The organism is Acidithiobacillus sulfurivorans, from assembly GCF_018853815.1.
In the GTDB taxonomy this organism is placed as follows: domain Bacteria; phylum Pseudomonadota; class Gammaproteobacteria; order Acidithiobacillales; family Acidithiobacillaceae; genus Acidithiobacillus; species Acidithiobacillus sulfurivorans.
Window position 1 is genome coordinate 1 of the sequence record NZ_JAAOMP010000166.1, and the last position, 14,102, is coordinate 14,102.

The window sequence follows — 14,102 nt, forward strand, 5'->3', positions numbered from 1 at the left end:
CAGTAGCGAGAGATCGAGCTGATCAATAACTTCCACAATAAAGCGGGCCAGGTGCCCTTCTGGGAGCCAGTCGTCCATGGAAGGTGGCAGAAGATAATCGGTCTTGCGGTCAGCATCGAGGAAGTGGGCCATAAAATCACTCATCACATTGAATCGTAAGTAATTATACGATAATTTTAGGCAAAGGGAAAGTCCGACAGCCTGCTAGTACAAAAACACTTGCACCAAAACAAAGCATTTTTGCACCAGAAAAGACGGTTGCGCACCAAAACAGAGCGCAAAAAAATCGGCATCTCATTGTTTATTAACGTTTTTAAAAATAATAAAGTTGGCACAATAAATGCTTTACAAGATTGTACTCAATTTTTGTGAACATTTTAAATGCAATAACATCGTTTTGTGCTTATGTAAATATGGAGAATTTAAATGATAAAGAAACTAAAATATACAGTATTGACTTTCGGAATGTTGCATGCGGTTGGTGCATACGCTTTTACAGGGGCAGTATATGGTGCAGCCCCTTCTTACATAGATGGATTTGCAATTAATGGTTTTGTAAGAAGTTTCTATTTTTATAATGGATATAACGGTGCACAGAATCAGAGAGCCTTCGCTTTAGGTGGAATATTAAACATTAAGTCACCAACTTTCTTAAAGTATTTCAGTGGAGGATTAAGTTTTTTTACTGCTCATAATTTTGGTTTGTACGATCAAAGTAAAAATTCTTATGATCCATTATTAATGGGAGAAAAAAATTCAATAAACTCTTTAGGGCAGGCTTATATTGAGTTTAGTATCCCAAAAAATATTGTAATTAAAGCAGGCGATCAGATGTTACATAACATGCCATGGCTACATAGTCATGATCCAATGCTTCTACCTGATAGCTATCAGGCGATATTTGCAAAGTATACACCGAATAAAAACATAAAGCTTTATGCATTGCGTGAGTTTAGATGGCAAAGCAGAACCTCTAACGCTTATTATAACGATAACTATTATTATCCAGCAACTTATGAAGGTGATAGTTTGTATGGAACTTTTGGAAAATTGCCATACACTGCACCACAAACACCAGGAACTCTGGCTTTTGGAGCAAAATATACAAATAATTTCATGAAAACTGAAGCATGGTACTATGATTTCTATAAAATTGCTAAAATGTTTTACATGAGTGCAAGCTTTTCTAAAAACTTAGGTAGCTTCAAGCCTAATCTGGGTGTTCAATACGTTCGACAGTTTAATAATAAGTCAATACTTGGAAATATTAATAGCGTAACATACGGTGTTACAAGTGGAGTTAAATACAAAAATGCACAATTGCGCTTATCTTACAACGAGAATGAACCAAAGCCAGGAGCCTTTCTGAATGGAGGAGTTGTAAGCCCTTATAATATCGGTGCTCTGTATACCAATTCGATAATAGTCGGATTAGTGCAATTAGGAGCCGGTAATGCATGGCAAGTTGCCGGATCGTATTTATTTAGTCCACAAATTAATACTAATGCAAGTTATGCACAATACAACACATATATTGGAAAGAGTACAGAACTAGATTGGACAATCCAATATAATGGGATCAATGAATTAAAAAACTTTTCAATAACAAATGAACTTAGTTTTGATACTGGTGGTGGTGCACCAGAAGGGAAGGATGCATATTACGAACAGTTAGATCTTCAGTATTTATTTTAATTAAACAGGGAGTAAGAATATGGAAATCAAATTAAATAAATTTGTTATAAGAATGACAGCAATAATTGTTACAAGTTTAGTGTTTACAAATGTAGCGGCCGCGAGTACCTCATTCCATGGTAAGTTCATTCATGTAGGAGCCCCAGAATGTGCACACTGCCTAGCGATGGCTCTTCTTGGACCTAAAATAGGAGATAAAGAAGTAAAATTTACACCATACACAACGTTATCAACGTTGGTAACATCGTTACTTACGAATCACGAACAAGTTGCACAAATTGACTATCCTAGCCTGGTATCATTAATATCAAAAGATGTACCGATAGTAGCTATTAGTGGTGAGGTAAATGGAGGATCAGACTTTGTTTTAAAACATTCAATAGACATTGACCAGGGTAATTGGGTAAAGCTGAAAAAAATTATTGATTCTGCTAGTGATAAATTTACTATTGGATCACAGTTTGGCACAGTACAAAATGTAGATATTAGATTGGCCCTAATTAAACACGGAATAGATCTTAGAAAAGTTCGATTTGTAAATGTTCCTTTCCAAGGCATGTATGGTGCCTTAGCATCGCATCAAATTGATTCTGCAGTCCCTGTGCAACCAGTTGCAGCAGATATTACTATGAATCACATAGCCAAACATTTTTCATATCTTTTGCACCAGCCTGCGGGAAATTTGACAAATGTCGTGATCATGACAAAGAAATTTTATGATAGTAATCCACAATTGGATAAGCAAATAGCAAAGAATATGGTTCACCTTATAAATTATATACAAACAGATAAAGGTCATGAGGCATGGGAAAATGTAATTATAAAATATGTTAAATTTAATAAAAGTATAATATCGCATTCATTAATTACTTTGGAGCCAGATTACCATATGCCGCTGAGTAAAATTTTGGCGATATCCAATTCAATGTATGACACAGGATTTATTTCAAAAAAACTAAATGACAAGGAATTGCAGGCATGCATAAAATATAAGTACTTATCATTGGCAACCGGAAAAACACCGGATCAGCTTGGTCGTTAGTAAATGAATAAATGGTAGTTAATTTAAGTTTATTTTAAACAATCCTTATGTAGGAGAAATATCATGAAAACAAGTAGAAGGGATTTTATTAAGTCAAGCGGAATGCTGGCTGCAGGAATCATGCTGGGTGCTAGTAGTGATGTGTTTGCTTCCGAAAAAAAAGGAACTCTAAATATTGGATTTTTAGAAGGGGCGAATTCTGTTGCTATAACTTTATTGGCAAATTATCTCCCAGGTTATAACATTAGGGTTCAATCATTTCAAGATATTCCGACAATAACGTCGGCGTTGCTTTCCAATGATATACAGGTGGCTCAAAATATTTATACTGGTTTTGTCAGTATGATAGACAAGCAAGTTCCTGTCAGAGCTATTTCTGGACAATGTAACGGGGGTTCTAATTTTATACTTAGATCAGACTTGAATGTAGAACCAGGTAATTGGGATTCTTTTACTAAGTTAGTAGATGATAAATACAAAAATGGGAGTAAATTAACTATTGCTAGCTTTTTTGGATCAGTTCAAGATATTGAACTTCGTTTGTTGTTAGCAAAGAAAAATATCGATCTTAAGAAAATTCAATTGATTAATGTACCATATCCTGGAATGGCTGGAGCTTTATCTACAAATTCTGCACAAGCTGCTGTGCCTGTGCAACCATTTGGTGCAGAAATTATTCTGGAAAAAATTGGATATAATTTTGCGTATCCATACGACCAGCCAGCAGGTGATCTAACAAATCTAGTTTTGATGAATAAAAAATTCATAGAAAACAATAAATTGATTACAAATGATGTAGCTAAAGGGATGGTTTTGTTGACAACAGATTTAAAATCAATGCAGGGAAAAGAAAATTGGTCAAAAGTAATAAAAAGATATTCCAATGTTAGTGATGAAGCCATAAAAATCACTTTAAATCAACTTGAGCCATCATATACGTTGAATGCTAATAAGATTTATGAAATGGCCGTTGCTATGCACAAATATGGTTTTATAAGCCAACCTCTAAGTATGCAAACAATTAGAGAATATATTGATTATGGACCTTTAGAACTCGCTACGGGTAAAACCTACAAAGAGTTGCAATAATTAATCCTATTGGTTAGTATATAAAATCTGATCGAATATGTCATTATTAGTATTTTGAGGTATACATATGATAGCGAAAGCCTTAAACTTGCAGCAATGTCGGACACGATTTTCTACAAAAAAGGAGTGCTGTGGAGCACTTAAACAGCACTACTTGCTCAAAGGTTTTCTAAGCTCCAAGTTCTGGCACCACCAGGGAGACTGGCTAGCTTCCAGAATTGCCTTTCAGCGCGATCAATGTCGACGCCATATCTCAGTATCTGTGGACACAATCATTCATTCCACGAATCTGACCTTAGTGCAGTTGTTTCTTGTAATCTATCTGATAGCCTACAAAAAGAGAGCCTTGTTGGACTCATTCTTGTTCAATCAGATCTGGATCTCCTTAATAAAAGCTCACCAAATGTTGCGAAAGATGTGTCAAATGGTGGATTTTGACAGTAATAACTGCTTAATGGGTGACTTCGAGTTTGCTAATACCTTCTTAGGCAGACGCCGATCTGGTTTCAAAAGTGGATGTGGTGTAGATGAAAAAATGTCGATCTTGGTAGCCATTAAACGTCGAGATATGGAAGTGGGTTTCATTGGCTTGAAAACATCTACTTCGGAATTGTCCGGTCATATCCGAAAATCTGTTCAGCGTCATCTGCTCGTTTGGCAGTCTGCTCGCACTGAAGGCTTGAGGACACGTTGTGTGTTCTGAGTGAAACACAGCAATGTGAAGGCCTTGATATGCTGCCGGTATAGGTATGTGAACGTCTTCTATTGGTACACAGTTCCACAGGAGATCTAAAGTCGTCCTATTTGCTAGGTAATTACCGTGGGTTCAGCCAGCAATTATCTACAGGAATAGCTGGTTGATTCGTCTATCGGCTTAAAGCCGCTTTTGGATACATTACAGCATTTTGTGTTTACTAAACCGTTGTATGGATTTCACCAGATCACTTTCTGCTTAAATAAGGTTCAGAGTGGAAATTTCAAATTTAACAACTTATTAAGTTACCTGTATATTTTGAGGTGTGTCATGGCGATAAATTTTATTCAGCATCAAAATAAAAGAGCTGTAATAATAAATATGAATTTAAAAAAATTAAATAACATTAAGTATGTTTTAATTGGTTTAATATTGCCAATTTCAATTCTGATATTTTGGTTGAGTGTTGGATGGTTTAAGCTAGCATCGCCTGGGTTGGTTCCTACTCCAGTTAGTGTATATAATGCACTTTTGACTTGGAATGGGATTAAAATTTCAGCGGGTTCAAGCAACTTATTTTATTATAACACATTTAATAAAGATTTTTACGTTACTTTCATACGGCTTGCAAGTGGATTTGTCCTAGCTTCTTTTTTAGGAGTTTTGGCTGGTATCGGTATTGGGATGAATAAATTTATTGACAGTTTTTTTACTCCAATGTTTAGGATATTAGGTCCAGTTCCACCAATTACAATATTCCCACTTGCAATTGTAATATTTGGATTAGGAGATCAAACTAATATTTTTTTGACATTTTATGGTGCTTTTTTTCCAATAATGGCTGCTAGTATTGCATCCGTATCAAGTGTAAGCAGAGACTACTTGCGTGTAGGAAGAATGTTAGGATATGGTAGTATAATGATCATATCTAAAATTGTTCTGCCAGCTGCATTGCCAGGAATAGCTGGTAGTTTAAGAATTGGTCTAGGTCTGGCCTGGATGATGGAAATTACTTCTGAAATGATGGGGGTGCATTCTGGGCTTGGTTATACACTTTGGAATGCGTATAATTATTTTGATTATCCTGCCGTTTATGCTTGTATGATAACAATAGGTCTTTTAGGTCTTTTTACCGATGTTTTAGTTAGATTGATTACAAGGAAACTATTATACTGGCATGATGATATTGGGATCAGAGGTTAATATGGTGTCAAAGAATATTGATATAGATTATATTACTTTCAGAAACGTTAGTAAACAATTTAATTCTGGAAATAATATTAATCAAATCCTAAAAAGCTCTTCGTTAAAACTAAATGAAGGTAGTTTTAGTGTTGTTGTCGGTCCAAGTGGTACTGGTAAAACAACTTTGCTTAATATGATTGCTGGATTTGATAAACCTACATCGGGTGAAATCCTTATTGCTGGTAATAAAATTATTAAACCAAGCCCAAAACATTCTGTAGTATTCCAATCGCCAACATTGTTTCCTTGGAAAACTATTTTAGGTAATATTTTTTGTGCGCTAGATCATAAAAAATTACCAAAAAAGACAAAATTAAGTCTTTGTGATCAAATTCTAGATGAAGTAGGATTGTCAAATTATAAAAAACACTATCCTCATGAATTGTCTGGCGGTATGCAACAACGAGTTGGTATAGCTAGGGCTCTAATTATGTTGCCAGATATTCTCCTAATGGATGAACCGTTTTCTGCCCTAGACCATAAAACTAGGGAGGATATGCAAGATCTTGTTATTAATATATGGTTAAAACATGGTTTAACAATTTTATTTGTTACACACTCAATAGAAGAAGCTGTAAAGATTTCAACAGATGTCCTGATTCTTAAAAATGGAAGTGTTGAAGTTATAAAAAACAATGTCAATCATCCCAGAGCCCATGATGATAATGATTTAATGAAATTAAAATATGACATTGAGTTTAAAATAAAACATGCTGATTAGCACGATGTTTCCGCTGAGCGGACCCAGTGCTCGGGGCTTGGTCCAGTGTTGACGGCAGCGCGAAGTAAACTCATGGGTAACGTGGACAGATTAAAACGGTTGTTGAATCGATAAGTCATGGTGGAGAGAAAATGTTGCGCATATTTCCGAAACTTAAAGGCATTGTATGCATTGGAAAGACTCTTTTTGAGATTGCCCAGCACAATATTGACCCAGCTGAACCGGGGCAAATCCCTCGGTTTGCGGCTACCAGAGTCAATCACCGCATGCACCCGTCTGGCATCGGCTATGCCGTTGAAGCAAGGAAGACCATCGGTGAGGACCTGACCTTCGGTATTCAGAGCAGTGCGCGCCCAGTTTTCAATGGCGGGACCGCTGAATCCTTGAATGGCGGTGAATCCCGCGTAGATAGATTGTCCCTGCGCATTGACCGAGACGACCGCGACAAAAGACGCCTTGTTTTCGGAGCCCCGCCCCGGTTTGCCACCGGATCGTTCCCCGCCCAGATAGGCGTAATCGGCTTGTACGGAATCCTGCAGCGTATAGAGATCTTCCCGTTACAGCATGGACTGCATGAGTTTGTTATGGATGCGCCAGGCAGTGGGGTGGTTCACGCCGAGCTGGCGACTCAGCGCCAATGCGAACACCCCGGTTTTCGCCCGACTGATCAGGTAAATTGCCAGAAACCAGAGGATCATAGGCAAGCGCGTTCCTTGAAAGAGGGTTCCGGTAATCAACGAAGTCTGATGGCGACAATGGCTGCACTGAAAGGTCTTGCGCAAGCCGCATTTCAGAACAGAATACCGGTACCTTCACATTGGGGGCAATGGAACCCGTCTGGCCAACGCGCCGATTCCAGGGCCGTTGCACACTGCTCCTCAGTGCCAAAACGGTGCAGAAAATCGGGGAGGGACAAGCCTTTCTCAAGCTGCACGCGGTTCATTTCCATGGAACATCTCACTGTCATATAAATCATTGAATTATATCAGGTTGAATAACTGTATGAAAGTACAAATTAAGCATCGTGCTGATCAGGTAGGATTAAGGAGCTAATATATGTACCCAAGGATACTTTTTATTATTCCAACAACTAATATAGTTGTGGAAAGAGCTATAGAAGATTTTAATCATAAATTTAAAATGTTTGATTCATATGTATTTAAAATTCCAGTTAAAACAATAAGCGCTTTGAATCAATCTGATAATCAATTTGATAGTTTTAATTTTGTTAAAATTATTAGTGAATCAAGTGAACTAAATTTTAATATGATTGTTTGGGCAGGCACTTCTGGAAGTTGGTTAGGATTAGATCATGAGTTACAATTAATGGATGAAATAAAAAAGCATGCTAAATGTCCTTTCGTTTCTTGCTATGCTGAAATTATTAATCAATTAGAATATAAAGATGTTTCAGAAATAAACCTTCTTACGCCTTATTCAGAAATTATACACAATAAAATAATTCAAAACTTTATAAATCTTGGGATAAAAGTATTAAATAATAAATATTATGATTATACTAATAATTTTTCATTTTCAAATATTTCAACAAGATCTATATATTCTGAATGTGCATTGCTTTCTATGAATAACGAAAAGATATGCATACCTATGTGTACAAATATTTGGAGTTATAAAATTATAGATTCATTTGAAGAGGAATATGGTATTCAAATTGTAGATCCTATAAACATATTATTTAATAAAATCATAAAATTCTTTAATTTAAATGTAACTAATAATTTGGGAATGTTCTTTAATTGATAAGTACGGAGATTTTATGCTTGATAGTAAAATTATAAATTGTCATATCTTCACTGATGAGGAAGAATACTTCGCTGACATTGGGATCGAGAATGGTAAAATCAAGGAACTAGGTAAAAATTTGAGTGAAAGTAAAAAGATAATTGATGCACATAATAAAATTGTATTGCCTGGCGGTGTTGATACGCATTGTCATTTAGATCAACATACTGGGAATTCAAGTAAGATGGCTGACAATTTTAAGTCAGGTACAAAATCAGCAATATGTGGAGGAACTACAACAATTATATCATTTGCATTACAAGAAAAAGGAGAGTGTTTAACAAGCGCGATATTAGATTATCATGAAAAAGCAAATTACAATGCGTATTGTGATTATTCATTTCATATAATAATTACAGACTTAAATAAAGGTAAAACGTTGGATGAGATACCAGGATTAATCAATAGAGGGTACTCGTCATTCAAAATGTATATGACTTATGAAGAGTTAAAATTAAATGATTTTGATATAATAAGATTATTGGATTGTATCTCAAGAAACCGTGGGTTTGCACTAATTCATGCTGAGAATGATGAATGTATATTATGGCTTACAAATACTTTGCTATCTCAAGGATTTAAAAACCCATATTATCATGCAGAATCTCGACCAGAATACATTGAAAGTGAAGCAGTTAATAGAGCTGCGACCTTATGCAGGTTAGTTAATGCACAAATGCTAATAGTTCATGTTTCAAGTAAAGAAGCCTTCAAAATAATCGCCGAAGCTAAAGCAAATAATATAAAAATTTTCGCAGAAACGTGTCCTCAATACTTATTTTTGTCTACAGAAAATTTATGTTCTAAAGATATTAAAGAATCTGCAAAATACGTTTGTAGTCCACCTCCAAGAAGTGTTGATAATCAGAAGTTTGTTTGGAATAATATTAAAAATGGAAATGTAGATATTTTCTCCTCAGATCATGCGCCTTATTGTAATAATTCAAGTGGAAAATTTTTCAAATCTAATACACCAAATTTTAATGAGATTCCCAATGGGATTCCTGGTATTGAAACAAGAATGTCACTCTTGCTCTCTGAAGTGTTGACTAATGAGTTTATAAATATAAAAGATTTTGTGAGAATTACTTCTGTAAATCCGGCAAAACTTTTTGGATTATATCCTCAAAAAGGAACTATATCTATTGGCTCTGATGCAGACATTGTAATATGGAAAGAGGCTGACATTATCATAAAGAACAAAAATTTACATCATAACGTGGATTATACCCCATATGAAGGAAGAAAAGTTTCAGTTTGGCCAGAGATGGTATTTGTTAATGGTCATATCCTTTATAATAATGGTTTTTTAAATCCACATGTTTGTACTGGAAAATTTATTCCGCGTTCCCCTCGTTAAAAGGTGCTAGACCATGAATATTTTAGTGTTAAATCCAAATATATCATCCAAGATAACTAAAATCTTACAAAACGCATGTTCTTTTTCTGATTATGGAGATGTGAAAATTGATTTTAAGAATGTATCTCTTGGGGTTGAGTATATCGAAAACAAAGTTGAAGCAATGATCGCATCATATGCAGTTTTAGATTATATATCCGAGAATGTTAATTTTTATGATGCGATAATAATAGCTGCCTTTGGTGATCCCGGCGTCCAAATCTTAAGAAAAATTGTAAATATTCCAGTTGTTGGGCTTACAGAGGCTTCACTCCTCCATGCTCGTCTTATAGGAACAAATATAGGCATTTTTACTATATCAAGAAGTTTTATTGATTGGTATAAAGAAATTATTTATGAATTAGGGTTTAGCAAAAATATTGTTTTCATTAATTCACTAGATATTGATCTTATGAATATAGATGCAAACAATTCAAAATTTATTGATGAGATAACAACGATGATTTGTAACTATTGTAATAACTTAGAAATAAATAATAAACCTGATGTTTTTTTGCTTGCTGGTGCACCTCTTGCTGGGGTTGCATTCCTATTGGAAAACGTACAATTCCCAGTTATTGACTCTCTTGATATTGCAATTAAATCATGTATTAATTTGCATAAATCTGCTATATTAAAAAGAAAGGTTAATAATTCAGTAACAATTAAAAAAACACTTGGACTGTCCGATAATGTCAACGGATTATTAAGAATAAATAACTCATCTCGTTAAATTAATTAATTATATTAATGTACCTGATTAGCACGATGATTCCGCTGAGCGGAGCCAGTGCTCGGGCCTTGGTCCAGTGTTGATGTCGGCGCGAAGTAAACTCATGGGTAACATGGCCAGATTAAAACGGCGGTTGAAGCGATAAGTCACGGTGGAGAGAGAATGTTGCGCATATTTCCGAAACTTAAAGGCATTGTATGCATTGGAAAGGCTCTTTTTGAGATTGCCCAGCACAATATTGACCCAGCTGAACCGGGGCAAATCCCTCGGTTTGCGGCTACCAGAGTCAATCACCGCATGCACCCGTCTGGCATCGGCTATGCCGTTGAAGCAAGGAAGACCATCGGTGAGGACCTGACCTTCGGTATTCAGAGCAGTGCGCGCCCAGTTTTCAATGGCGGGGCCAGTGAATCCTTTAATGGCGGTGAATCGCGCGTAGATAGGATGCCCCTGTGCATCGACCGAGACGGCCGCGACAAAAGGCACCTTGTTTTCGGAGCCTCGTCCCGGTTTGCCACCGGATCGTTCCCCGCCCAGATAGGCATCATCGGCTTGTACGGAACCCTGCAACGTGTAGAGTGCTTCGGGTTCCAGCATGGACTGCATGAGCTTGTGATGGATGCGCCAGGCCGTGGGGTAGCTGACACCGAGCTGGCGACTCAGCGCCAATGCGGACAACCCGGTTTTCGCCTGGCTGATCAGGTAAATCGCCAGAAACCAAATGGTCAAAGGCAAACGCGTTCCTTGAAAGAGGGTTCCGGCAATCAACGAAGTCTGATGGCGACAATGGCTGCACTGAAAGGTCTTGCGCGAGCCGCCTTTCAGAACAGAATGTCGGGCACCGTCACACTGTGGGCAATGAAATCCGTCTGGCCAACGCGCCGATTCCAGGGCCGTTGCGCACTGTTCCTCGGTGCCAAAACGCTGCAGGAAATCGGGGAGAGACAATCCTTTCTGAAACTGCACGCGGTTCATCGCCATGGGACACCTCACTGTCATAAGAATCAGTGGATTATATCAGGATGGATTACTGTATGAAAGTACAGCTTAAACATCGTGCTAATCAGGAATAATTAAATTTTATTTAATAAATTTATTGTATTGTATTATATTTTGGTTGATTATTTATCTAAAATTAAGAGGTCTAATAGAATGAATAGAAATGCTAGTTCAAGAATTTTATCGTCTTTAAACAATGCTAAAAAGTATACACTTGAATCAATAATTTCAAGTTTCCAGAAGCCAATTAATAATAGCATTAAAAAAAATGCAATATCAGAAAGCTTGTTTGATTATGCTTTGGTGCTCGCAAAGAAATCAGATAAGAGAAGGGCTAATGGAATATATAAAAAGCTAGATGGGGTAACTTTTACAATAAAGGATAATTTGATGTTAAAAAATTTTCCATCAAGCTTTGGTTCCCGTGTATACGAAAATCATATTCCATTATTTTCGTCACATAGTGTTGATAAATTAATTAAATTAGGTGCTATTCCACTTGCTATTACTTCGTGTAGCGAGTTCTGTTGCGTTGGGATTACTAAAAACTATAAAACAGGTGACACTAATCATCCGTTTGATGATGAATTAACACCTGGCGGCTCGTCTGGTGGTGCAGCAACTTCATGTGCCCTGGGCGTGGGGGATTTTGCTCTGGTTACGGATGCAGGTGGTTCTGCACGAAGACCTGCAGCTTTGACAGGCTTAGTTGGTTATAAGCCTTCAAATGGTTTAATATCAAACCCTTTAGGATTCAAAGATCCTAGTTTCTTGCTTTCAACAATATCGATAATTTCTGAATATGTCGAGGATTCAAGGCTTGTTACGAATTATTTATCTGGTTATAACAAATTAGATTTTAATAGCATTTATTGTAAACGTAGAGTTAGAAATATTACCAAAATCAATGCTATATATTCTGAAACTCTTGGCTCAAAATATCTGATTGATGAAGAAATAAAGGTTATTATTAAAAAAATAATAGATTTGCTGTCTAATAATAACTGGAATATTTCAATTGACGAAAATCCATTTGGTGAATCTTATGAAATTTATCCGTTGTTGGCACTTCAGCAGGCTGGTTTGGCTGCGTTCTATGGAGATGTTGATCCTAAAATTCTCACTGATGAGATAAATGAACAAATAGATATTGGAAAAAATATCACCGGTTCTGATTTGGTTAGTTTGCTGTATAAAAGAGAAAAAATATTTTATAATGTTCAATCATGTTTATCTAAGTGCGACGTTTTTATTTGTCCAACGATTGCTACTACAGCATGGAAAAAATCAAAGCTTTATCCAGAGACAATTGGAGGAGTTCAAGCTGGTCCGCGGGATCATGCAGCTTTTACCCCGATATTTAATTATGTTAAATGTCCATCCATTTCTTTACCAATTGGTTTTACTGATAAAGGGTTACCTGTAGGTTTGCAGTTTGTTTCTCAATACCTTGATGATGAAAACTTGTTGTTAATTGCCAAAATTGCTGAGTCTATAATTAGGCCATATTTTATCCATGCGCCAACTAGCTAAAACCTCCCTTTTCAAGGGGGGGATAAAGCGGCGCGGGGGTTTTGAGCCCTCAATGGGCGAAAAAGTCCCTGCTGTTTCGGTGTGGAAGCCTCGTCCTTCCCGCTCTTCAGAGCGGCAGCCGGGGCTCAGGCTGAGGGCGGAGGATTCCACTATAAAATAGTGATGGTCAGCCTGGTGTGTCATGACTCCTGCAGTAAACCTCCAAACAACCCATTTATTCAAATTTTTACTATCGGGCACTTCGAAAAGCCTTCCTGTTTCATATATATATGATAAAATATAGAGTACCTCGAATAACAAAAAACTCGCGGTTTGAGACGGGCACACGCCTTCTCCATTCGCTCTTTTTAACGAATTTTTCAGATTATCTATCATTTTCATGATGTTTTCTATACTTTTTTGCTGTTTTTGCTGTTTTTGCCGATTTTGGAGGGATTACTCCCTACCAGGCCACCTCTTGCTTCAACAAGTAGGTAAAGCGACGCATGTTGTAGACCAGATTCATCATCCCAATTTTCACCTTGGGCCGAGAGATCCCTACGGTCCTCAGGATTTTTCCACCTTGCTGCGCGATCGCACCGAAGACGTGTTCCACGCGTGCACGATGTAACCGGTAACTGAGCGGCGTTATATCCTGAAATTTTCAGAGACTTAAAGGGGGCGGAAACAGGGCCGCTGCCGTTACGTTTTTCATGTGTAGAATCATAGCAATAATCACTGATCTTGTCCATAAAAAAGGCCTGAAAAAGTCATAAAAAAGCGCGTTATTCCGCTGTTTCCGGCGCTTGATAACGCTTGCGCTGCGCGCCCGGCACAATCCCTTCGAGCATCAGCTTGAGATCCGTCCAATCCATCTCCCGGGTCACCACTTTCTGCCAGTCCGGGAGAAAGCGACCGCGCTCCAGACGCTTGGCCCAGAGGCAGAATCCGGTGCGATCCCAATATAACACCTTCATCTGGGTGGCCCGCCGGTTGATGAACACAAAGAGATGTCCAGACAGTGGATTCTGGCGCAAGACACTGCGGGTCAGCGCATACAGCCCGTCATAGGACTTGCGCATGTCCACCGGCTGGCCGCAGAGATGCACCCGTACCCGACCTTCCGGGAAAAACATCAGCCCCGCACCAGATGCAGAATCAGGCCAC

The 14,102-nt window shown here is 37.5% G+C and carries 11 protein-coding genes and 2 pseudogenes; 9 read left to right on the forward strand and 4 right to left on the reverse strand.

Annotated features, from left to right (window positions below):
• Positions 1–426 precede the first annotated feature (426 nt).
• The 5 genes from HAP95_RS15460 to HAP95_RS15480 all read left to right on the forward strand — a co-directional run bounded on the left by HAP95_RS15460 (position 427) and on the right by HAP95_RS15480 (position 6,486).
• Positions 427–1,695, forward strand: a complete 1,269-nt coding sequence (locus HAP95_RS15460; RefSeq protein ID WP_215885029.1) for a hypothetical protein — start codon at positions 427–429, stop codon at positions 1,693–1,695.
• Between the two features lie 19 nt (positions 1,696–1,714).
• Positions 1,715–2,737 carry an ABC transporter substrate-binding protein gene (locus HAP95_RS15465; RefSeq protein WP_215885030.1) on the forward strand — a complete coding sequence of 341 codons (1,023 nt, stop codon included), beginning with the start codon at positions 1,715–1,717 and terminating at the stop codon, positions 2,735–2,737.
• 63 nt (positions 2,738–2,800) lie between these two features.
• Entirely contained in the window at positions 2,801–3,826 is a 1,026-nt protein-coding gene (locus HAP95_RS15470) for an ABC transporter substrate-binding protein (RefSeq protein WP_215885031.1), read from the forward strand.
• A gap of 1,024 nt (positions 3,827–4,850) precedes the next feature.
• Entirely contained in the window at positions 4,851–5,723 is an 873-nt protein-coding gene (locus HAP95_RS15475; RefSeq protein WP_215885032.1) for an ABC transporter permease, read from the forward strand.
• Complete coding sequence (locus HAP95_RS15480) at positions 5,698–6,486, forward strand: ABC transporter ATP-binding protein (protein WP_215885033.1); 789 nt, start codon at positions 5,698–5,700, stop codon at positions 6,484–6,486. Before HAP95_RS15475 ends, HAP95_RS15480 begins: the two co-directional genes overlap by 26 nt.
• Here the strand turns inward: HAP95_RS15480 and HAP95_RS15485 are convergent.
• A pseudogene (locus tag HAP95_RS15485) lies at positions 6,483–7,435 on the reverse strand (IS1595 family transposase). The gene HAP95_RS15480 and the pseudogene HAP95_RS15485 overlap by 4 nt on opposite strands.
• Positions 7,436–7,542: 107 nt before the next feature.
• On the opposite strand from HAP95_RS15485, the gene HAP95_RS15490 reads away from it, so the two are divergent.
• From HAP95_RS15490 to HAP95_RS15500, 3 genes are read left to right on the forward strand one after another with little or no spacing between them, the layout of a single operon-like run.
• Entirely contained in the window at positions 7,543–8,250 is a 708-nt protein-coding gene (locus tag HAP95_RS15490) for a hypothetical protein (RefSeq protein WP_215885034.1), read from the forward strand.
• A gap of 16 nt (positions 8,251–8,266) precedes the next feature.
• Positions 8,267–9,652 (forward strand): dihydropyrimidinase, encoded by a 1,386-nt coding sequence (gene hydA, locus HAP95_RS15495; RefSeq protein WP_215885035.1) that lies wholly within the window; start codon positions 8,267–8,269, stop codon positions 9,650–9,652.
• 13 nt (positions 9,653–9,665) lie between these two features.
• Complete coding sequence (locus tag HAP95_RS15500) at positions 9,666–10,424, forward strand: aspartate/glutamate racemase family protein (protein WP_215885036.1); 759 nt, start codon at positions 9,666–9,668, stop codon at positions 10,422–10,424.
• 27 nt (positions 10,425–10,451) lie between these two features.
• Here HAP95_RS15500 and HAP95_RS15505 read toward each other — a convergent pair whose 3' ends face one another.
• Positions 10,452–11,405, reverse strand: a complete 954-nt coding sequence (locus HAP95_RS15505) for an IS1595 family transposase (protein ID WP_215885037.1) — start codon at positions 11,403–11,405, stop codon at positions 10,452–10,454.
• Between the two features lie 171 nt (positions 11,406–11,576).
• Between HAP95_RS15505 and HAP95_RS15510 the strand changes: the two genes are divergently transcribed.
• Positions 11,577–12,956, forward strand: a complete 1,380-nt coding sequence (locus HAP95_RS15510) for an amidase (RefSeq protein WP_215885038.1) — start codon at positions 11,577–11,579, stop codon at positions 12,954–12,956.
• 442 nt (positions 12,957–13,398) lie between these two features.
• On the opposite strand, the pseudogene HAP95_RS17210 reads toward HAP95_RS15510, so the two are convergent.
• Both HAP95_RS17210 and tnpB read right to left on the reverse strand, forming a co-directional pair.
• A pseudogene (locus tag HAP95_RS17210) lies at positions 13,399–13,560 on the reverse strand (IS5/IS1182 family transposase); the annotation flags it as partial.
• A gap of 160 nt (positions 13,561–13,720) precedes the next feature.
• Positions 13,721–14,102, reverse strand: a 382-nt coding sequence (gene tnpB / locus HAP95_RS15520) for an IS66 family insertion sequence element accessory protein TnpB (RefSeq protein WP_215885040.1), incomplete at its 5' end; no start/stop codon positions are given.